Raw genomic sequence first — 19,887 nt, 5'->3', positions numbered from 1 at the left:
GAGAAAACGCTCTTTCCTTGTATGAAAACGGCGTATTCGACGGGGCGATGGCGAATGAAGCAATGCTCTCATCCCTATTGTAGCAGATGCTTCCAAAAGAAAATAGAGAAAATGTTTCAATGAAACAACCCGCTTTGGACGGCTTTCTCTTTCAGAGCGCGCATCCATGGGTTTAGTGGGCCTTTCAACAAAAGTCCGGCCAAAAGGGCGGCAACGGCAAACAAGAGAAGCCGCTTGACATCATGCTCAACATTTTCCCATACAATCCCGCCGACCGCCTCGCGCATGACATCAATGGCATAGGTAAACGGCAGCCAAGGGTTTAATTGCTGAAAGAACGGAGGAATCAGCTCAACGGGATACGTTCCCCCCGCTCCGGCAATTTGCAAGACGAGCAACACAATCGCCATCGCTTTTCCCACATTGCCGAACAAGGAAACAAGCGAAAAAACCACCGCCATAAAGACAAAGCCGCACAAAAGGCCGAACGTCATGAACCATCCCGGTTCACGGACGAAAATATTCGGCAAGATGAAAGCCGCTCCAGCTGTCACGACCACCGCCTGCAAAGCATTCAGCGTCCAAAAGGTCAACAGCCGTCCGGCATATTTTTCCCGCTCATTCGCTTCCGAAAACGAAGAAGGATCCGTCGACAAGAGGGAAACAAGCAACAAACATCCTACCCATATGGCCAGCACCGTGTAAAATGGATTCATGCCCGAACCATAGTTCGGCAACGGGAAAAGGCGGAACGTTTGCACGTCAACCGGGTGGGCCAAAAATGCACCTTTCGCCTGTGGATCTTGTTTCAACAAGCCAATAAGTTCATCGATGTTGGTTTCTCTTTTGATTTTCGATAGGAAGGCGGCCAGCTCGCGAACATAGCGGGAAAGAAATGGATATTGAGCCTGTGCGGTCTTTAGCGCTTGTTGCGCGGCCGCTAAATCACGATCTGTGTTTGACAACCATTGCTCTACCTCATTTAACGCTTGATCCATGCGAAGAAGCGTTTGTTTCGCTTGGCGTACCTGTTTCCCCGTTTGATTCCATTTCGCACGCAACAGAGGCAACAACCGTTGGCGATATGCTTGATCAAGTTGTTGCGCCTGCGCGTCCAATAAGGCCATTTGTTCACGCAGGTGAGTGATCTTCTCTTCGACGCCTGTTGGATGTTGTTTCACTAGCGCCGCTGTTTCTTGAATAGACGCTAGCGTCTGCTCGATACGGCTGACTGTGCGCTGCACAGGTTGAAACGAAGAGGAATCAATCGTCCCCTCCCATGTTCTCAATGTTCGGCGCAATTGCTGAACCAATGGGCTCGCGTCTGTTGCAGCTTGTTGGATGAGAGTCGCCCAACGCGCTTGCTTTTCCGGTGTATCAAGAGACTCTGGCGTCTGCCCTGCAAAGGAGAAGGGAAAGGAATGGAGCGCATGAACCGCCATTTCCACCGGCTTTTCCCATAAGTGCGATGAAGCATTCACTTGCATGAACAACTTCTCAACGCGGCCTGTCCATTCTAAACCACGCCGCACCGTTGTTTTGACAGCCGGCAGAAGCTCGCGGCCTATACGAACCAACGATCTTGCCTCTCCTACATCGCGATCTAGGGCTTCCAATTGTCGTTGAATCGTTGGCAATTCGTTTTCTAGACGAAACACGAACGCCTCAACGCGGCGAATGGTGGGAAGCTGCTGTTCGAGCGTCACTCCCGCTTGGTGGAACAAGGAAAACAACGCGGTATTGACCACCCTCACAAACTCATCGCTGACTTGAGCTGACAACGTACTTGCTCCGCGCTCCGTGATTTTGGGAGCGATGGCGTTTCGTTTGTCGTTTTCATAGTAGTAAATGGTCGCCCTTTTCGGACGATCTTGAACGACAGTAGCCAATCGCGCCGAAAAATCTGCTGGGATGACGATGGTGGCGAAGTAGTCCCCTTTTCGCACACCTGTCATTCCCTTTTCTTTCGAAACAAATCGCCAGCCCAACCGATGGTTGTGTTGCAACGCTCTCACAATCTCGTCACCGGCCTGAAACGAACGCCCAGCCAACTCCGCCCCGCGGTCTTCGTTCACCACCCCAATCGGTAAATCATCTGTATGGGCATAAGGGTCAATCGAAGCCTCTACATTGATCCAAGCGTAAAGCGATGGAAGAACGATCAGACCGAGAGCCAATATGGCTGCGGCCCAGTTGGTCGTGAGATGTTTCAAATCGTTCACATAAATGCGCCATGCCTGTTTCACTTTGATCCGCTTCCTTTCAAGTCGATCATGCTGTTGTTAGTATGAGCGGATCACGGAAAACTAAACCAACTCGGCCAGTCCTGTTCATTTGCGAAAAAAGAGCCAAAGCGCCACAAATAGGAAGGCGATCGCAGCCAGGCGCGTCATGTCAAACGGAATGCGCTGCCCGCCGAACAGGCCAAAATGGTCAACAATTGAACTCATGACAAGCTGACCAGCAATCACCGCCATCAATGAATTGGCAACACCGATTTTCGGGACGATGAGCACCATAACAAAAACGTAAAAAGCTCCGAGAATACCTCCTATCAACTGCCATTTCGGCACGGAAAACATGGCAAGCAATTCTCCTTTGCCCAAAAACAATTGCACTAAAAAGAGGACAACCGTCCCGATCAAAAACGAAACGAACGCTCCTTCAAACACACCGATCCGCCTGCCGAGGCCGCCGTTGACTCCGGCCTGTACGGAAACAGCCATTCCGGCAGCCAAGGCCAGCAGCATCCATAACCATTTCACGTCCCATTCCCCCCTAAGGCGCCAACATTCCTCTTGATCATGATTCAGTTCAAAAAAAACTTGTCAAAATATTGGCCATAGCAGCCGAAAAACCCAGGCATGTTGATTAACCAATAAAAACCAGATGAGAAGGCTCTATTCCTAGCTTTTCTGCCGTAGTCGGCCATCGGATTCATTGAACAAAAGAATGCCAAAGCCCCCCGGCGAACGAAACGAGAACAACCGCCCAGGCCGGCCACTTCCAAACGGCAAGGAGAAGGAAGGTGCCGAGGACAAACGCTAGATCAGCCGGTTCTTTCACGGCTTTCGTCCAAATCGGATCGTACAGCGCCGCAAGCAAAATCCCAACCACAGCGGCGTTAATGCCGGCAAGCGCCGCTTGGAAGCGCGGATGGCGGCGAAGCCAGTGCCAAAACGGAAACGCGCCAAGAACGAGCAAAAAGGATGGAAGAAAAATGGCTGTGGTAGCCACTAGCGCTCCCTTCCAGCCCAACGCCGCCATTCCAATATACGCGGCAAACGTAAACAGCGGCCCAGGGACGGCTTGGGCGGCGCTGTAGCCGGCTAAAAACTGATTGGCGGTGACCCACCCTTGCGGCACCACTTCCGCCTCCAAGAGCGGCAACACCACATGACCGCCGCCAAACACGAGCGCCCCAGCGCGGTAAAAGCTGTCAAACAGCGCCAAAAGCGGTGAATGGATCCAAGTGCGAATGAGCGGCAGCGCAACAAGCAACACGGCAAACAAGGAAAGCAACGTCAAACCGGTGGAACGACGAATGGAAGGCGGGATGCCTGCCGCAGACGAAGAAGGTGCGACATTTTTTCGCACTCCAACAGCGCCAATGCCCCCCGCTGCGGCGATGACGGCTACTTGGCTCCACGCGCCCGGCGCAAGAAGCACAGCGGCCGCCGCTGTGATGGCGACCGTTGCCTCGAAGCGGCTAGAGGCGAATTTGCGCGCCATCTCCCATACAGCTTGCGCCACGACCGCCACGGCCGCCAACAGCAAGCCGTGCATCCAGCCGGCGTCACCCCAAGAATGGTGTTGCAGCCAAACAGCAACCAGGCTGAGGGCGACCGCTGACGGCAGCGTAAAACCAAGCCAAGCTGCCAACGCCCCCCAAACGCCGGCGCGCATGAATCCGATGCCGATGCCGACTTGGCTGCTCGCTGGACCAGGGAGGAATTGGCATAAAGCGACCAAATCGACATACGTTTTCTCGTCAATCCATTTTTTTCGTTTGACGTACTCTTCGTAAAAATAGCCGAGATGAGCGACCGGACCACCAAATGACGTTAAACCGAGGAGAAGCGCTGTTTTTCCGACTTCCCAAACCGATCGCCGCCGGCTTGTTGCTTGTTGATCCATCAAGGCCAACGAGATTCACTTCCTTTCGTTCATTCGTTTGTCGTGCTACAATCATATTATCATCAATGCGAGGAGAGGACGTTATGAACATTCGGATCATAGCGGCAAATGGCTTGATCGCCGCCGTGTATATCGCGGTGACGACGCTCATTCAGCCGTTTGGCTTTACGAATATTCAGTTTCGCGTGTCAGAAATATTGAATCACTTGGTCGTGTTCCGCAAAACATACGCTGTTGGCATCGTGCTTGGCGTCTTTTTTGCCAATTTGTTTTTCTCGCCGATTGTCGCGTATGATCTTGTATTCGGCGTTGGCCAGTCGGTGTTGGCGCTGCTCATCACGATCGTCTCTATGCGGTATGTCCGAAACGTTTGGGCGCGCATGGCCGTCAATACGCTGTCATTTACTGTGACTATGGCCATTATCGCCTTCGAATTGAAACTGGCGCTCGGCTTTCCGTTTTGGCTCACATGGCTGACGACGGCCATCAGCGAGTTGGTCGTCATGGCCATCGGCGCGCCGATCATGTATGCCGTCGGCCGCCGGATTGCTCCAGAAGCCTTCCGGGCCGCTGACGGCCGCAACGACTGACCAAGTGTTCCTACGGCATCGAGCGCACCGCCCATTCGATGATCAATGAACAGACAGCGGCGAGCACCGAAGCCGCCGTCATGGTTGTTAGCATAGACCGCAGCTTGGGATGAATATTGGGGCGAAAGTGAAGGATGGCGAGACTGACAGCAACCCCTCCGACCCATACGACAAGACCCACGGGCGTCATAAGCACGTCCCAGTCGCTAATCCAGAAATAAATCACAGCCGCATGGCAGGCCAGCAGCGCATATAGGATCATCCTCACTGCTCTTCCCCCACGCGATAGGAACGCCAGGCTGCTGAAACCGGGTGGGGCCGGCCGGTTCACCGTCTTTGCAGACTCAAAACTATGCCAGCAAATCCCCGCCACAATGACCGCTAAGCCGACAAACGCCCAGCCGTTCGGAAACGGAGCCGATAATAACAGCACTTCGCCGATAACGGCAAAAATCACTTCTCCGGATTGCGTCGCTTCAACAGCAGCCAGCTTCCGCTCATTTCCTTTCGCCCGGTCAGTGGCGATGAAAAAAAGCGTCGTCGCGATAACGCCCGAGCTGATAGCGACAATGAGCGACTGCGCCGTTTGCCCAGCCGAAGGAACTCCGGCTGTCGCCCATCCAATCAGCGCCACGACGAACCAAAACGGCAAGCTGGCGATCGTCATCCCGAATACGCGTTGAAACGCGTCAAGCCGTCCGGCACAATGCTCGATCATTTTTCGGTTGCCCAGCGGGTAAGCAAAGGCGGCGATGAGCACAGGAAAGATCCCCAACGCGATTTCTTCCCATGTGAGATGGCCTGCTTGCTGGAACTGAACGAGCACGACGCCGAGCAAAATAAAAAATGAAATGAAAAGCGCCTGTTTTTCAATCGGGCGGCGCACGGACACAGTTCCGTTTTGCGTTTCGATTTGTTCTGTAAACAGCGGGCTAAGCAGGACGCCGGCGACGATCGTGCACTGCCATGTGCCGGCTACAAGCCACCCTGGCCCGTACGCAGCGGCGTACGTGAGCGGCGCGTAAAACAGGCCGAAACCGACCGTCCCCCAGACGATCCATGTCCATGGATGGCGCTTCATGTCGCGCCAAACCGGACCGAGATTGCGGTGGGCAAGAAGAATGACAAACAACAGCGGAACCATAAAGAAAAAACGAAGTGACGAGCTCCACGTCCAACTCCCGCCAGCTAGCTCCATAGACCGGTTCAATATGAACGTAACGGCAAAAAAGAACGAGGCGGCAAGGCCGAGGGCCATTTCCCGCATGGTCGGTCTCTCCCCTCCTGTGATTAGATTCATCATGTGGCAGAGCAGTTTTATTTTATCGCATTATTGAAAATTTTTCTATTTGTTTTTTTGATTATTTAGAACATAGTTTTCTATGATAAGAAATGCACAATAAGAATTGATCAACCCGAAACAGTTCTGCCAGGCGGCAATCCTATCATTAACGAATCAAAAAACGTCATAATGCGAAAACGGAAAAGGCTGTCTGGAAAAAGTCGTGCGATGACCTTTTCAGACAGCCTCTCTATTGCTCCATCCATATACCGCTCCATCTACGGATCCTTGAGAAGATGCATACTTCAGGGCTCATGCAAAGAGCATTCCCATTGAAAGCCCGATGATAAGGTGCCTCTGCTTGTCAGTCTGCATGGTGTATTATTGTTTTATTAACTCAATGGGCACAATTTTTCCATTTTCCACCGCAGCCACGACGATTTCCGATTCAAATCCGCCATCGTCGCCGATGCTTGGGACGTTATACACTTTCTTTTCGTCTGGAATGTTTTTCAAGCCGTCGTTCATATGTTCGCGGATCGCTTGCGGGTCATCGACGGTGCCTGCGGCTTTCATCGCCTCGACGAAAGCGTAAAGCGCCAAATAGTTGTAAGCGGCTTCCGATCCCGGATCTTCATTGAACTTTGCCCGATAGTTTTTCACAAACTCTGGAACCGCGGGTTGATCCGACTCGACAAGCGGCATGACGCCGATCGAACCTTCAAGCATGTCATAAGAGCCCGTCACCCGTTTCATCTCATCGAGTTTCGCCTGATCCATAATGATAAAGCCGCCTTTAAAACCAAGTTCGCGTGCTTGTTTCGCCACTTTTGCCGTCGGTTCCGACGGTCCACCGATAAACAAGACATCCGGCTTTTCTTTCAATGCATTCGTCACGATCGTAAAGAAGTCGGTGTCTTTCGTAAAATCAATCGATGATTTGTAGACAACTTTTCCGCCTTGTTTTTCCCAATACGGCAACAGTTTTTCTGTCCAGTCTTTCCCGTATTGCGTCGCCGTCGGCAAGGCGGCCAGTTTCCTGCCGAAATGCTTCATGGCATAATCGGTAAACGTCGGGATGTAGCCGTCATAGCGCGGCGGAATGCGCACGGTCAGCTTATTGCCCGTTTGTGTAATTTTCGGCTCACTCGTATACGCCGCGATGATGAAATTGTCCGTTTGGTTGAACACTTGCAGCGCCATGACGCCACCGCTGTGCGGCGTGAAAATGATCGGCGTATGATGCTCTTGCACAAGGCGTTTGGCGTTCGCTGCCGTTTCGTTTGGCAAATATTTGTCATCTAATGGGACGAGGTTAATTTTGTATTTCTTTCCTTTCACCTCAAAGCCGCCGCTGTTGTTGATTTCCTCGGCCGCCATTTTCAAGCCGTTTAACGTCCGTTGGCCATAATAGGCGGCCGGGCCGCTCAGCGGGCCGCTGTAGCCGATGTTGACCGTGCCCGTTTCACCGCCGCCTCCTCCGCTATTGTTTCCGCCGTTGGCGTTATTGCTGCTTGGCGAATTGTTGCACGCCGCAAGCATCAACATCATGATGGCCGCGATCATAGCGGCGATTGACCATTTTCTTTTTTTCATTCTACTCCCCCCTATTGATTATTTATTATTTTGAATATTTATATAATATTTGGCACACCCGTTATTCACCCCCTTTCAGTGCCATCTCCTCTCCTTGCTTTCGCTGATGGACAAGGATGAGGCCTATCATGCACCAATGTACGCCTTGCGGACATCGTCGTTGGCGAGCAGCTCGTCCGCTGTCCCTGAGGCAACGATCGTTCCGTTTTCAAACACATAGCCTCGATGGGCGATCGACAGCGCCGCATGAGCGTTTTGTTCCGCCAACAAAATCGTTGTTCCTCCCTCATTGATTTGCTTAATCGTCGCAAACATCTGCTCGACAATCAACGGAGCGAGTCCGATTGACGGCTCATCAAGCAAGAGCACCGCAGGGCGTGACATTAAGGCGCGGCCGATGGCGAGCATTTGCTGCTGGCCGCCGCTTAACGATCCGGCTGGCGCGTTCCGCTTGTCGCGCAAAATCGGAAACAGCTCATATACATGTTCGATCAAGCGTCGGATGCCTTCTTTGTCCTTTCGATGGACGTAAGCGCCCATCAACAAGTTTTCGTATACACTCATGCGCGGAAACAGTTTGCGTCCTTCCGCGCATTGCACAACACCGCGCCCGACGATGCGGTCAGGCGGCAGCGAATCGATGCGCTCGCCATCAAGGCGGATTTCCCCTTGTGCTGGTTTATGCAACCCGCTGATCGTGCGAAACAATGTGCTTTTCCCCGCTCCGTTGGCGCCCAGCAACACGGCGATCTCCCCTCGCTTGACGGAAAACGTCACATCGCGAATGGCCGTAAAACTCCCGTAGCGGACGGATACGTTCGCAACCTCAAGCAATGGCGCTCCCTCCTAAATACGCTTGAATGACCGCCTCGTTGTTTCGCACTTCCTCGGGCGTTCCTTCCGCGATTTTTTCCCCGTAGTTTAACACCATAATGCGGTCGGCGATTTTCATGATCATTGACATTTTGTGCTCAATGAGGCAAACGGTCAGGCCGCCCTTGACCATTTTGACGATCAATTCCTCAAGCCCTTCCGTTTCATCCGGGTTGATGCCGGCCGCCGGCTCGTCAAGCAAAACGAGTTCGGGATCGGTTGCTAAGGCGAGCGCAAACGCCACCCGCTTTTTCTGCTCCTGCGACAAGTTGGCCACAATCCGATCCGCCACGCCGGTCAACCCGACAAACTCGAGCACTTCCATCGCCTTTTCTTTGCACGCCTGTTCCTCGCGGCGATGCCGTTTCGTGCGCAAAATGGCATCAAACAAGTTGGATGAAGTGCGAAGCCGATGGCCGATGATGACGTTATCGATCACCGTCGCCTGTTCAAACAAGTGGGTTGTCTGAAACGTGCGGGCAATGCCGAGCTTTGCCCGTTCGTTCGCCGGCAGGCGGGTAATATCGCGCCCTTTGAATGTAATCGTCCCGGACGTCGGCCGGTACAAGCCGCTAATCAAATTGAAAAACGTCGACTTGCCGGCTCCATTGGGGCCGATGATGGCATTGATTTTCCCTTGTTCAACGGAAAACGTGACATCGTTGACCGCCAACAATCCGCCAAACCGCTTCGTCAACCGTTCGACGTGCAAAAACATTGTTATCCCTCCTTTACATGCCGTTCGCTCCGCCCTTGGCGCGAGGCAGCCAGCTCAGCGACGGTCCGGTTTGCTTCCAGCTTGAGGCAGCGCGCTTCTTCACGCTTTGCTTTAAAACGGATAAAGCCGCCCGTAATGCCATGCGGGTAAAAGATGATCAAAAGCGTCAGCACCGGACCGAAAATGAGCATCCGGTAATCTTGCAAAAATTGCAACTGCTGGGATAAAAACGTGACGAGCAGCGTTCCGACGACTGGACCGGCAAGCGTGCCGATTCCGCCGACAAGCAAATAGGTTAAAAAGTCAAACATCACACTGACGTACGCGATATCCGGGCCAAGAAAGCGGATGAACGACGCATACAACGCCCCGGCGAGCGACGTGAAAAAGACCGACAGAACAAACGAGGCCAGTTTGTTTTTCATCGTAGAGATGCCAAGCGTCAAGGCGAGCTCCTCGCTGTTGCGAATGGCGATATACGTCCGCCCAGTCAACGAATAGACAAGCCGATACATGATGAAGACGACGGCAGCCAAGAAAAACAACAACAAATAATATTGGGCGACCGGCGTTTGAAACGAGAGCGGACCGATGTCAGCCGGCGCCGGAATGCCGATAAAGCCGCGCACCCCGCCGGTTAAGCCATCCCATTTGTCAATGACCAAATAAATAATGTAGCCGACACAAAGCGTATAAATGGCGAAAAAGTGCTCTTTCGTCCGCAACGCGACAAGGCCGACCAAAGCGCCAATCAACGTTGTCAACAAACAGGCCGACACGAAAGCGAGCCAAAACGGCACGCCGACTTTCACCGTCAAAATACCGAGCGTATAGGCCCCGATCGCAAAAAATCCAGCGTGGGCAAGCGATAAATAGCCAGTATAGCCGGCAAACAAGTTCAATCCGTAAACCGCGATCATCCAGATAAAGGAGATCGTCATCATGTGCAAGTAATAGCCGTTGGTGACAAGCAGCGGAAAAGCGAGTGCCAGCGCCGCGAGGACCGCGAGCCATAGGCGTCGTTTTTCGAAAATGGCCATCAACGTCCCTCCTTGGCAAACAGTCCGTTTGGTTTGACTGTTAAAATGATGACAAGAATCACGAAGGCGATAATGTCTTTGTAGTCGTTCGACACATACGTCGCTCCTAAACTTTCACTAAATCCTAAAATATAGCCGCCGACAATGGCGCCGGGGATGCTTCCCATGCCGCCGAGAATGATGATGACAAACGCTTTCAAGATGACGAGATGGCCCATGCCGGGAAACACGAGGTTGATCGGAGAAGCGAGCGACGCGGCGAGCGCGGCCAAACTGCCGGAAAGAAGAAACGTCAACATGGCGACTTTATTCGTGTTGATGCCGACTAAATTCGCTCCTTCGCGGTTTTGCGCCATCGCGATGATCGAAGCGCCGATGAACGTCTTTTTCAAGAAGATGTACAACAGCACCATGATGACCACAGCGGATGCAATGATGAGGATGCGTTGAATGGTCAGTGTGAAACCGAAAATATTGACGACGTCTCCATATGGTGTCGGCATCGTCTGATAGTCCGCCCCCCAGACGAACTGGGCGAACGCTTCCAAAAACAGCAAAATGCCGATCGCCGCGATTTTGTCATGAAGCGGCGGCGCGTCGCGGAGGGGATAAAACACCAACCGCTCCATCAAGACGCCAAGCAGCCCGACCGCCGCCATCGATACAATAATGGCCAACCCATACGGCATCCCAAGCTTCGTCATGGCCGTAAGCGTGACATAACCGCCCATCATATACAGCGCGCCGTGAGCAAAGTTTGGAATGTGCAAAATGCCGTAAACGAGCGTCAAGCCTAACGCGACGAGGCTGTAAACGCTTCCAACAGTCAGCCCGTTTAACAGTTGCTGAATGAACAACTCCATCCCGATCCCCCCTTGTCTGCCGCTCAGCCTTATATAAGCTAAACAGCCGATCCATCATTTCAGTGAAATAGGCGATCCTCCTACACCCGCTCCCGTTTTCTCGCTCTGCGCCCGAATACCGTTTAAAATGAAATCGACATAAATATCGGTCAGCTCTTCTTCAGAAACGCCCCCATCCGGCTGAAACCAGTAATAGCTCCAGTTCGTGATGCCAAGCAGGCCGAACGTGATCATTTCCGCATTTAGGGACGGCTTGAACTCGCCGCGAGCGATGCCGTCTTCAATGAGCTGTTCATACCGTTTGCGGAACACCCGCCGCTTTGCGCGAATTTCCGCCAAATGATCATCAGCCAAATGCCGCATTTCGCGGAAGAAAATGCGGGCGCTTTTCTTCCGCGTGCGAATGTTGCTGATGACCATATAGACGATGGCGCGCAGTTTATCCGTGCAACTTGCTCCTACATCTTGGATAATGTGCTCTTGCTGCCGCAACAAATCATCCAAATAGGAAACACAAATATCGCAGAGCAGCTCTTCTTTGCTTTTGTAATAGTAATAGAATGCTCCTTTCGTTGCCCCGACCGCTTCGACGATTTCCTGCACCGACGTTTCTTTGAATCCTTTGCGCTCAAACAGTTCAATGGCCGCTTCCCTCAATTTTTCTTTCATCGTCAACTGGCTCCAGTTCATTATTCCCGTTCGATAATCGTGGCGATCCCTTGGCCGCCGCCGATGCATGCGGTAATGAGCGCATATTTTCCGCCGCGGCGCTTCAGTTCATACACCGCTTTCGTGATCAAAATCGCCCCCGTCGCGCCGAGCGGATGGCCGTGGGCAATGGCGCCGCCGTTGACGTTCACTTTTTCCGGATCCATCTCAAGCTCGCGGTCACAAGCGATCACTTGCGCGGCAAACGCTTCATTGATTTCAATGATGTCCATCTCATCAAGCGTCAGCCCCGCCTTTTCAAGCACTTTTCTTGTCGCCGGCACCGGGCCGATGCCCATGATGTTCGGATCCACTCCGGCGACGGCATGAGCGCGGATGACGGCAAGCGGCTTTGCGCCAAGCTCCTCTGCTTTTTCACGAGACATGATGACGAGCGCGGAAGCGGCATCGTTCAGCCCCGAGCTGTTCCCCGCTGTCACCGTTCCTCCTTCCAAAAACGCCGGCGGCAGCTTCGCAAGTGCTTCCATCGTCGTGTTCGGGCGTGGATGTTCGTCCGTATCGAAGACGAACGGCTCTCCTTTTTTCACCGGAACGGTGATCGGTACGATTTGCTCCTCAAACCGCCCTTCTTGCATAGCACGCGCCATGCGCTGCTGGCTGCGCAAAGCGAACGCGTCTTGCTCTTCGCGGCTGATGCCGTACTTTTTGGCCAAGTTTTCCGCCGTAATCCCCATCGGCGGATCGCCGATTTCTTTCGGCGATAGCTGCGATTTGCGGAAGCTTGGCGGCGTCGAGCTGTACGGTTTTTCCGGGCGGTCCATCAAATACGGCGCGCGGCTCATGCTTTCCACGCCGCCGGCAATATACACATCTCCGTCGCCGGCCCAAATGGCTTGCGCCGCTAAATTGACGGCGTTAATGCCCGAACCGCACTGGCGGTCGACCGTCAGCCCCGTTAGTTCAAGCGACAATCCGGTTTGCAGCGCGGTCAGCCGGGCGATATTGCCGCCGCCGCTTAGGACGTTGCCCATAATGACATCATCGACATGCTCCGGACCAATATTCGCCCGCCGCATCGCTTCTTTGATCACTTCCGCGCCGTAAATATGCGCCGGCATCGTCGCCAAAGCGCCCCCTTGGCGGGCGATGGCCGTTCGTACAGCAGACACAATGACGGCATCTCGTCTCATCCTGACTCCTCCTCATCCCCTTTGTAGTACGAAACCCGGCAACTGGGCGTTCTCGATGTTACCGGGCTCGCTGCCTTGTTTCACTCATACAGAGAAAACACGGCTTCGCCCTTAATGACTTCTTTTCCTTGCTGGTTGACGGCAGCGACGGCAAAACGGATCGCTTTCTCGTCTTTTTCCTTCACCGTTGCTTTTAAGGTGATGACATCGTTTAAAAACACCATCGACTGGAAGCGGACGAAATAGTCTTGGACAAACCCTTCTTCGTAGTACGGCGTAAACAGCTTCGCGAGATTGCCCATCGTCCACATGCCGTGGGCGATAATGCCCGGCAGGCCGGCTTTTTTCGCCTCTTCATCGATCGTATGGATCGGGTTGTAGTCGCCTGATGCGCCGGCGTATTTGATTAAATCGAGCCGGGACACCGGTGCGAGCGTTACTTCGGGAAGCGACTCTCCGACTTGCCATTTGCGGATGCTCGTCATACGCTCATCGCCTTTCTAACCGCCTCGTTGATCATGATCGTCGAGGTGGAAGTGAAAATGAGATTTCCGTCAGCGTCCTCGCCGTTGTTGGCGATGACCAAAAAGCCGAGCAGGCCCATGCTGCTTTGTTTTTCGTAATAATCTTTCACTTCCGCATAGCAATACAGCTCTTCGCCGACAAACAGCGGGCGCTCATAATGGAAGTGCTGTTCGCCATGGATGAGCCCTTTGGACGGCAATTTCAGCCCTTCAATGACGCCGTAGTCAAACACGCGCGGAAACGTCGGCGGCGCAATGTTGCGCCCGTAGCGCGACCGTTTCCCCGTCTCTTCGTCCCAATAAATCGGGTTTGGATCGCCGATCGCCTCCGCAAACTTTTTCACCGCTCCGCGCTCAACGACATTTTTCACTTTCGCTGACCGTTTCCCGATGTCATGTTGGTACATGCCCCGTCCTCCTCGTTTTCAGCATTTCGGACCGCCGGCGACATACAGCACTTGGCCGTTGACAAACGACGACCGCTCATCGGCGAAAAAGGCGACCGCATGAGCGATGTCTTCCGGACGGCCGCTGCGCCCGACCGGGATGTTGGCGACGCTCGCTTGGATGAGCTGCTCAAACGAAATGCCAAGCCGCTCGGCCGTCGCTTTCGTCATATCGGTTTCAATAAACCCAGGGGCGACGGCATTCGTCGTGATGCCGAATTTGCCAAGCTCAATCGCCAGTGTTTTCGTAAATCCTTGAATTCCGGCTTTCGCCGCCGAATAGTTCGCCTGGCCGCGGTTGCCGAGCGCGGACGTTGACGAAATGTTGATGATGCGGCCGTATCCTCTTTCGACCATATATTTTTGCGCGGCGCGGGCGCAGTAAAACGCCCCTTTCAAATGGATGTCCATCACCGTTTGCCAGTCGTCGTCCGTCATTTTAAACAGCAGGTTGTCGCGGATGACGCCGGCGTTGTTGACGAGAATATCGAGCGAGCCGAACCGATCGACCACTTCTCGGATCGTCGTTTCCACTTGTTCGCGGTCGGTGACGCTCGCCACCTTGGCGTAAACGTCATACCCTTTTTCCCGCAGCTCGGCAGCCGTCGCTTCAAGCGCTTCTTCGTTTACATCAATGAACGCTACTTTCGCTCCTTCTTCGGCAAAACGGGTGACAATCGCCTTGCCGATGCCGCGGCTTCCTCCGGTCACAAACGCCACTCTTCCTGCAAACCGTTGACTCATCGGTTTTCTCCTCCCTTTCGATAACGCTTTCATTTTTTAGAGAAACTGTCCAAGCTTGACGTGTCCTTTAATTAAGTTGCGGGCGATAATGAGGCGCTGAATTTCATCGGTGCCGTCGTAAATGCGCCACAATCTCGCTTCACGGTACCAGCGTTCGATCGGCATTTCTTTCGTGTAGCCCATGCCGCCGTGGATTTGCATGACGCGGTCAACGACGCGGTTGCCCATGTTCGCGCCAAACAGCTTCGCCATCGATGCCAAATGGCGGTTGTCTTCCCCTTGGTCAAGCGTAAACGCCGCGTTCAAAACAAGCCATTTCGCCGCTTCAATTTCCACCGCCGAATCGGCGATCATCCATTGGATCGCTTGCCGCTCGGCGATCGGCTTGCCGAACGTAACGCGCTCTTTCGCGTAGTCGATCGCCATTTGCAGCAACCGTTCCGCCGCTCCGACCGCCCGGGCGCCGACAACCCAACGGGCATAGCCGATCCACTCAAGCCCAAGTTGATAGCCGTGGTGCAACTCGCCTAAAATGTTTTCTTCCGGCACGCGCACATTTTCGAAAATCAAGCTGGCCGGTGTTGATGGCCCCATCGTATGTATCGGCTCCGAACGCCAGCCCATCTCGCGGTCGACAATAAAACATGTCACTCCTTCGCGTCCATTTGTCGCCTGATGCCGTTCTTTATCGGTAACGGCAATGACCATGACAAAATCAGCGTCATTGCCTCCAGTGATAAACGTTTTCTCCCCGTTTAACACCCACTCATTTCCATCTTTCACCGCCGTCATTTTAATGTTGCGCGTATCAGACCCCGCGCCTGGCTCAGTCATGGCAAAGCACGATTTTTTCTCGCCGTTGATCGTCGGGATCAAATATTTTTTCTTTTGCTCCTCGTTGGCGTAATACAAAATGTTGTCCGCCGACCCGCCGAACTGGAACGGAACGAGCGTTTTCGAGACTTCCATCAACACAATAGCCTGCATGACATGTCCTAAATTGGCTCCACCATATTCTTCCGGCGTGTTGATCCCCCAAAAACCCGCTTCTTTCGCTTTGAGCTGCAGCTCTTTTAACTTTTCGGGCGAAAGCCCAGGCTTCCCTTCGCGCTCATTGCGCAATACTTCATTTTCGAGCGGCATCAATTCTTTTTCGACAAACTTGCGGATCGCTTTTTGCACCATGCGCTGCTCGTCCGTTAAGCGCAAATACATGATGGTCCCCTCCCTTTTCCGTTACGCCTTTATGCTCGACTCCACTCATCAAAATACCAACCGGTTGGTATGTTATCTTTATTATATTCGAATGTTCTGAAAAGTACAATACCTTTTTTGATTTTCGTCCAACGGGAAAACGCTATATGCGTTCTCCCGTTGGCATGGAATCTATCGATCTATTCCGCCTGCATTTGCTTGCGCACGCTAGCGACCGTTTCCCCGATTCCGCCATAAATGACAAGGTCAAACATCCCGTCCATTCTTGTCGCTGTTTTGTTGATCAATACTTTCCTTGTTGCCGGCGATTCGGCGGCGACATAAAACGGGATTTGATTCACGGGCGCCACTTCCAAACTTGTTCCCATCGCCAGAAGCAAGTCGCTGGCGGCCGCCGCAGCAAACGCTTCTTCCATGCGCGGCACGAGCCCGCCAAACAAAACGACATCCGGTTTGACAATCGTCTGGCACTTTTCACAGCGCGGCACCTCGTGACGGTTGATAAACGACAGATCATACTTGTTGCCGCATGACGGGCATGTCGCCGTCTGCAGCGTGCCGTGCAGCTCAATGACATTCGTGCTTCCTGCTTTCGTATGCAGCCCGTCAATATTTTGCGTCAAAATCGTCACCGTCTTGCCCATCTCCTCAAGCCAGCGGAGAAACCGATGCCCGTCATTCGGGGCAAAGCCGCCCATCATTTTTAATGAAAACATCCGCTTGAATCGACGCCAAAAATCAACCGGATCTTTTTTGTAATAATACTCTGACAAATAATATTCGACATTGTCCTCTTGGGCGTAAAGGCCGTTTTCGCTGCGAAAATCAGGAATGCCGGATTCCGTGCTCATCCCCGCCCCGGTCAGGACGGCGATCGTATTCGCCTCTTTGATCCATTGCGCCAGTTGCCGGATTTGGTCCATTCTCGTTCTCTCCTTTCCTACGAACCTCTTGGTTTTGCCAGTCTCGCCTTCGGTTCTTTTCGAGGCCATAACGTATAGCTGAAACTCCAGACAAAATCAATCACCAAAACGAATGTCCAACGGGCTGTCATAATTTTCCTACAAATGAAATCACCTGCAAGAAAAACCCCTCTTCCCAACGAAGAGAGGCTACCGTAAATTGAACCCTTTCCCTTCCACAAACTCCTTCATGTACATCCGGACTTGGCGGCTGAGCGTATCGGCCATCTGCCCGGTCCATGTGTCGCGGCGGCGGCCATTTGTCCGCTGCTCATAATACGCCGAAACCGTTTCGTTGTAGCGTTGCAATTGTTCGAGGAATCGGGCGCGGTCTTGGTTGTATTCGTCCTCATGATAAACGTGTTCAAACGGCAGCCGCGGCTTTGGATCCGGCGTTTGCGCAGGATAGCCGACGGCAAGCCCGAACAGCGGAATGACCCGTTTCGGTATGTTAAGCAGTTGGCATACTTCCGGCAGGTTGTTGCGCAGCCCGCCAATGTAGCAGATGCCAAGCCCCATCGACTCCGCGGCAATGGCGGCGTTTTGCGCCGCAAGCGCCGTGTCAATCAGCGCAACCATAAACTTTTCCGTACTCTCAAGCGATGGAAGCACGTCTTTTCCTTCTAGCTCGCCAATGAGCTCATGGCGGTGAAAATCAGCGCAAAAGACAAAGAAATGGCCGTTATGCTCGACATAGGATTGATTTCCCGCCAGCTCGGCGAGCTTCCGTTTTTTCTCCGGATCTTTCACCCCGATGATCGAGTACGCTTGAACATAGCTTGAAGTCGATGCCGCCTGGGCGCATTCGACGATCGTGCGGATTTGTTCATCCGTGAGCGGCCTGTCTTCAAACCGGCGGATCGAACGGTGCTGGAGAATCGTTTCGATGACTTGGTTCATGACTATGTCCTCCTTGAACAGCCCAACGGCTTCTTTTTGTGAACATGATAACAAAAAAGAAAGAGCCATACAACGAATCGGCTCTTTCCCTTCCATTATCGCCCAAACCGCCCTTCCTGGTAATCGCGAATCGCCTCGCGGATTTGTTCCGGCGTGTTCATGACGAACGGCCCGTAGGCGACGACCGGTTCGTTCACCGGCTCGCCGGCATAAAGAAGAAGGCGGAGTTTTTCGCGGGCGGTCACGTTTAGCTCCGTTTCCTCGCCGCGGTTGTGGCGGCTGAAAAACAGCGCTTGCCCGGCTTTTCCTTCGATGTTGTCGGCACCGAACACGCCACTCCCCTCAAGAATGTACAAAAACCCATTGTAATGCCCCGGCAAATCTTGCACGACCGTTGTTCCCGGTTCGACAATCATTTCCACCATCGTGACGGGAACGATGTTTTTCGTCGGCGCTTTGACGCCTTTCGATGACCCGGAAAAGACCCGGATCGTCGCTCCCTCTTCCTTGCGCACGGGCATGTCTTTGGAGCGCAAGTTTTGGTAGCGCGGCTCGGTCATTTTGTACGCGCTCGGCAAGTTGACCCATAGCTGAAGGCTGTGCACGGTTGAACCGGACGCCGGGTCTTCCTTATGGACGACGCCGCGGCCGGCCGTCATCCATTGCACATCTCCAGGCCCGAGCGTGCTGTGGCCGGCTTTGCTGTCGAAATGTTCAAGCTCGCCGCTGATCACATACGTGACCGTCTCAATGCCGCGGTGCGGATGGACGTCAAACGTTCCTCGCTCAAAAATATCTTCCATCAGCAGCAAAAACGGATCATACTCTTGCCAGTTCCCGGGCTCAAGCACCGAACCGCTGCGATGAATCGGACTGTTGGTGGTCATTTGCACGGTTTTCACGCGACGAATGCGGCGTTGAATCGCCATAACCTCTCCTCCCTTATGTTGCGCAATCCCGGCCGTTGCCGAAAGGAGTGCAGCTCAATCGGCAAACCGTTTCCTCCTTCATCGTACCGGATTCAACGAAAAACAGGCAAGTCATCTGCCTGAAAAATGGCGGCCATACCGCTCGCAAAAAACAAAAAACCTGCCGGCACTCGGCAGGTGGACGTTGGAAGAGGGATTCCAATCCCACCATAAAACTATTGATACAAGGATGAATGGACATGCTCGTTCATCACGTGCAAAATTTGTGCAAAATAATCTCCAGTGTGTCAATCCATGCAAAAAGGCGGGACAATCCGCCTTCTTTTCGTTGCTCGATTCTGCCTTTTTAACAAAATATCCGAAGGAAGTCTCCCGCCTCAAGGAGCGTGAAGGGCAAAAATGTACGCAAAAAGTATGCTAAAAGTGAACAAAAGGCCAATATAAATGGCCTTTCACGAAAGAAAAGTATGAATCAGATCCAAGCAATCCGAAACAACTTCATTGGGCGCCCGTCCTACTATTTGAAGCTGTCGGGCGCGCCAATCTAAACTTTTGACCTGATCGGTTAAAATCACGCCTTCAACGGCCAAGCCTGATGGCAATTCCACTTCAAATGGATATCCTTTTTGTTGCCGGGTGATCGGGCAAAGCACCGCAAACCCTGTCAATTGATTGAACCGCTTTGGTGATAGAACGATGCCGGGCCTTTTTCCTGCCTGCTCATGCCCTGCTTGTGGATTGAAATTGACGTAAACAAGATCCCCACAATCCGGCGCTTGCATCAGAACAATTCATTCCCTTCTGTTCCAAAATCAATTTCAGCATGGCGATTTTCCGGCGTGATTTTAGCCAAAAGTTCCTCCAATGTCGGCTTTTTCTTTTTCGGGATCAACTTGATCGCTTGGTTCTCAACGATCATCTCCACTTCTGATCCTTGATGAAGCGCTAAACGTTCAGCAATCACGCTTGGGATACGAACCGCAAGGCTGTTTCCCCATTTTTGAACTGTTATTGTCATGATTGACACTCCTTTCTGTTTGTTTAATTCCATTATACCTCTCTCCTTTCATTTCGTATATACATAGTATATACATAAATTCAAAAAAAGATGCCATCGAGACGGTGTTTTCGATTCGAAACGAACGATTACGATTGATGATAAGACGCTGAACATAAAGATTTGAAGAAAAGTCAAAAGGATTCCCAAAA

21 protein-coding genes and 1 pseudogene are annotated in these 19,887 nt (G+C 52.7%); 1 reads left to right on the top strand and 21 read right to left on the bottom strand.

Translation table 11 applies throughout. The annotated features are described in order from the left end of the window. Window positions 1-116: 116 nt before the first annotated feature. The 3 genes from ABS784_RS09825 to chrA all read right to left on the bottom strand — a co-directional run bounded on the left by ABS784_RS09825 (window position 117) and on the right by chrA (window position 4,137). Window positions 117-2,246 (bottom strand): YhgE/Pip family protein, encoded by a 2,130-nt coding sequence (locus ABS784_RS09825; RefSeq protein ID WP_352512327.1) that lies wholly within the window; start codon window positions 2,244-2,246, stop codon window positions 117-119. 84 nt (window positions 2,247-2,330) lie between these two features. After that, window positions 2,331-2,765, bottom strand: coding sequence for a DMT family transporter (locus ABS784_RS09820; RefSeq protein WP_352512325.1), 435 nt, complete (start codon window positions 2,763-2,765; stop codon window positions 2,331-2,333). 172 nt (window positions 2,766-2,937) lie between these two features. Then, window positions 2,938-4,137 (bottom strand): chromate efflux transporter, encoded by a 1,200-nt coding sequence (gene chrA / locus ABS784_RS09815; protein WP_352512359.1) that lies wholly within the window; start codon window positions 4,135-4,137, stop codon window positions 2,938-2,940. An 83-nt stretch (window positions 4,138-4,220) separates the two neighbouring features. Between chrA and ABS784_RS09810 the strand changes: the two genes are divergently transcribed. Further along, entirely contained in the window at window positions 4,221-4,727 is a 507-nt protein-coding gene (locus ABS784_RS09810) for a QueT transporter family protein (protein WP_011231162.1), read from the top strand. Between the two features lie 10 nt (window positions 4,728-4,737). Here the strand turns inward: ABS784_RS09810 and ABS784_RS17355 are convergent, their stop codons facing one another. The 18 genes and pseudogenes from ABS784_RS17355 to ABS784_RS09725 form a co-directional block, all read right to left on the bottom strand. Then, window positions 4,738-4,995, bottom strand: coding sequence for a hypothetical protein (locus tag ABS784_RS17355; RefSeq protein ID WP_047757860.1), 258 nt, complete (start codon window positions 4,993-4,995; stop codon window positions 4,738-4,740). Next, a pseudogene (locus ABS784_RS09805) lies at window positions 4,992-5,994 on the bottom strand (DMT family transporter). Before ABS784_RS09805 ends, ABS784_RS17355 begins: the two are co-directional and overlap by 4 nt. A gap of 396 nt (window positions 5,995-6,390) precedes the next feature. Then, the gene (locus ABS784_RS09800) at window positions 6,391-7,605 is read right to left on the bottom strand and encodes an ABC transporter substrate-binding protein (protein WP_042382561.1); all 1,215 of its coding nucleotides are present in this window, start codon (window positions 7,603-7,605) and stop codon (window positions 6,391-6,393) included. 126 nt (window positions 7,606-7,731) lie between these two features. Beyond that, a complete protein-coding gene (locus ABS784_RS09795) occupies window positions 7,732-8,439 on the bottom strand; it encodes an ABC transporter ATP-binding protein (protein ID WP_352512322.1) in 708 nt (235 codons plus the stop codon). Further along, entirely contained in the window at window positions 8,432-9,196 is a 765-nt protein-coding gene (locus ABS784_RS09790; protein WP_066231873.1) for an ABC transporter ATP-binding protein, read from the bottom strand. Before ABS784_RS09790 ends, ABS784_RS09795 begins: the two co-directional genes overlap by 8 nt. Window positions 9,197-9,198: 2 nt before the next feature. Next, window positions 9,199-10,236 carry a branched-chain amino acid ABC transporter permease gene (locus ABS784_RS09785; RefSeq protein ID WP_352512319.1) on the bottom strand — a complete coding sequence of 346 codons (1,038 nt, stop codon included), beginning with the start codon at window positions 10,234-10,236 and terminating at the stop codon, window positions 9,199-9,201. Then, window positions 10,236-11,099, bottom strand: coding sequence for a branched-chain amino acid ABC transporter permease (locus ABS784_RS09780; RefSeq protein ID WP_352512317.1), 864 nt, complete (start codon window positions 11,097-11,099; stop codon window positions 10,236-10,238). The genes ABS784_RS09785 and ABS784_RS09780 overlap by 1 nt, the downstream gene beginning before the upstream one ends. Window positions 11,100-11,153: 54 nt before the next feature. Beyond that, window positions 11,154-11,768 (bottom strand): TetR/AcrR family transcriptional regulator, encoded by a 615-nt coding sequence (locus tag ABS784_RS09775; protein WP_066231910.1) that lies wholly within the window; start codon window positions 11,766-11,768, stop codon window positions 11,154-11,156. 20 nt (window positions 11,769-11,788) lie between these two features. After that, on the bottom strand, window positions 11,789-12,958 hold the full coding sequence (locus tag ABS784_RS09770) for a thiolase family protein (RefSeq protein ID WP_352512315.1): 1,170 nt from the start codon (window positions 12,956-12,958) through the stop codon (window positions 11,789-11,791). An 80-nt stretch (window positions 12,959-13,038) separates the two neighbouring features. Then, window positions 13,039-13,443 (bottom strand): MaoC family dehydratase, encoded by a 405-nt coding sequence (locus ABS784_RS09765; RefSeq protein ID WP_021321366.1) that lies wholly within the window; start codon window positions 13,441-13,443, stop codon window positions 13,039-13,041. Beyond that, window positions 13,440-13,889 carry a MaoC family dehydratase N-terminal domain-containing protein gene (locus ABS784_RS09760; protein WP_021321365.1) on the bottom strand — a complete coding sequence of 150 codons (450 nt, stop codon included), beginning with the start codon at window positions 13,887-13,889 and terminating at the stop codon, window positions 13,440-13,442. Before ABS784_RS09760 ends, ABS784_RS09765 begins: the two co-directional genes overlap by 4 nt. A gap of 18 nt (window positions 13,890-13,907) precedes the next feature. After that, complete coding sequence (gene fabG / locus ABS784_RS09755; protein ID WP_044731320.1) at window positions 13,908-14,672, bottom strand: 3-oxoacyl-ACP reductase FabG; 765 nt, start codon at window positions 14,670-14,672, stop codon at window positions 13,908-13,910. 36 nt (window positions 14,673-14,708) lie between these two features. Further along, the gene (locus ABS784_RS09750) at window positions 14,709-15,887 is read right to left on the bottom strand and encodes an acyl-CoA dehydrogenase family protein (RefSeq protein ID WP_066231890.1); all 1,179 of its coding nucleotides are present in this window, start codon (window positions 15,885-15,887) and stop codon (window positions 14,709-14,711) included. Window positions 15,888-16,066: 179 nt separating this feature from the next. Beyond that, on the bottom strand, window positions 16,067-16,810 hold the full coding sequence (locus tag ABS784_RS09745) for an NAD-dependent protein deacylase (RefSeq protein WP_352512312.1): 744 nt from the start codon (window positions 16,808-16,810) through the stop codon (window positions 16,067-16,069). A 189-nt stretch (window positions 16,811-16,999) separates the two neighbouring features. Next, window positions 17,000-17,749, bottom strand: coding sequence for an oxygen-insensitive NADPH nitroreductase (gene nfsA, locus ABS784_RS09740; RefSeq protein WP_021321363.1), 750 nt, complete (start codon window positions 17,747-17,749; stop codon window positions 17,000-17,002). Between the two features lie 95 nt (window positions 17,750-17,844). Continuing rightward, on the bottom strand, window positions 17,845-18,678 hold the full coding sequence (locus tag ABS784_RS09735; RefSeq protein ID WP_011231146.1) for a pirin family protein: 834 nt from the start codon (window positions 18,676-18,678) through the stop codon (window positions 17,845-17,847). Window positions 18,679-19,130: 452 nt separating this feature from the next. Then, complete coding sequence (locus tag ABS784_RS09730) at window positions 19,131-19,460, bottom strand: type II toxin-antitoxin system PemK/MazF family toxin (RefSeq protein ID WP_352512310.1); 330 nt, start codon at window positions 19,458-19,460, stop codon at window positions 19,131-19,133. After that, a complete protein-coding gene (locus ABS784_RS09725; protein WP_011231142.1) occupies window positions 19,460-19,729 on the bottom strand; it encodes an AbrB/MazE/SpoVT family DNA-binding domain-containing protein in 270 nt (89 codons plus the stop codon). The genes ABS784_RS09730 and ABS784_RS09725 overlap by 1 nt, the downstream gene beginning before the upstream one ends. Window positions 19,730-19,887: the final 158 nt, after the last annotated feature.

This window comes from Geobacillus sp. G4, assembly GCF_040327975.1.
Classification (GTDB): Bacteria; Bacillota; Bacilli; order Bacillales; family Anoxybacillaceae; genus Geobacillus; species Geobacillus thermoleovorans.
This window is presented reverse-complemented; position numbering and strand designations above follow the sequence as displayed.

What these genes read in the sequence shown, in the direction of transcription:
- chrA (WP_352512359.1), bottom strand. Translation starts at nt 4,137, where the DNA reads ATGGATCAACAAGCAACAAGCCGGCGGCGATCGGTTTGGGAAGTCGGA.
- ABS784_RS09810 (WP_011231162.1), top strand. Translation starts at nt 4,221, where the DNA reads ATGAACATTCGGATCATAGCGGCAAATGGCTTGATCGCCGCCGTGTAT.
- ABS784_RS09800 (WP_042382561.1), bottom strand. Translation starts at nt 7,605, where the DNA reads ATGAAAAAAAGAAAATGGTCAATCGCCGCTATGATCGCGGCCATCATG.
- ABS784_RS09790 (WP_066231873.1), bottom strand. Translation starts at nt 9,196, where the DNA reads ATGTTTTTGCACGTCGAACGGTTGACGAAGCGGTTTGGCGGATTGTTG.
- ABS784_RS09785 (WP_352512319.1), bottom strand. Translation starts at nt 10,236, where the DNA reads ATGGCCATTTTCGAAAAACGACGCCTATGGCTCGCGGTCCTCGCGGCG.
- ABS784_RS09780 (WP_352512317.1), bottom strand. Translation starts at nt 11,099, where the DNA reads ATGGAGTTGTTCATTCAGCAACTGTTAAACGGGCTGACTGTTGGAAGC.
- ABS784_RS09775 (WP_066231910.1), bottom strand. Translation starts at nt 11,768, where the DNA reads ATGAAAGAAAAATTGAGGGAAGCGGCCATTGAACTGTTTGAGCGCAAA.
- ABS784_RS09770 (WP_352512315.1), bottom strand. Translation starts at nt 12,958, where the DNA reads ATGAGACGAGATGCCGTCATTGTGTCTGCTGTACGAACGGCCATCGCC.
- ABS784_RS09765 (WP_021321366.1), bottom strand. Translation starts at nt 13,443, where the DNA reads ATGACGAGCATCCGCAAATGGCAAGTCGGAGAGTCGCTTCCCGAAGTA.
- ABS784_RS09760 (WP_021321365.1), bottom strand. Translation starts at nt 13,889, where the DNA reads ATGTACCAACATGACATCGGGAAACGGTCAGCGAAAGTGAAAAATGTC.
- fabG (WP_044731320.1), bottom strand. Translation starts at nt 14,672, where the DNA reads ATGAGTCAACGGTTTGCAGGAAGAGTGGCGTTTGTGACCGGAGGAAGC.
- ABS784_RS09750 (WP_066231890.1), bottom strand. Translation starts at nt 15,887, where the DNA reads ATGTATTTGCGCTTAACGGACGAGCAGCGCATGGTGCAAAAAGCGATC.
- ABS784_RS09745 (WP_352512312.1), bottom strand. Translation starts at nt 16,810, where the DNA reads ATGGACCAAATCCGGCAACTGGCGCAATGGATCAAAGAGGCGAATACG.
- nfsA (WP_021321363.1), bottom strand. Translation starts at nt 17,749, where the DNA reads ATGAACCAAGTCATCGAAACGATTCTCCAGCACCGTTCGATCCGCCGG.
- ABS784_RS09735 (WP_011231146.1), bottom strand. Translation starts at nt 18,678, where the DNA reads ATGGCGATTCAACGCCGCATTCGTCGCGTGAAAACCGTGCAAATGACC.
- ABS784_RS09730 (WP_352512310.1), bottom strand. Translation starts at nt 19,460, where the DNA reads ATGCAAGCGCCGGATTGTGGGGATCTTGTTTACGTCAATTTCAATCCA.
- ABS784_RS09725 (WP_011231142.1), bottom strand. Translation starts at nt 19,729, where the DNA reads ATGGAATTAAACAAACAGAAAGGAGTGTCAATCATGACAATAACAGTT.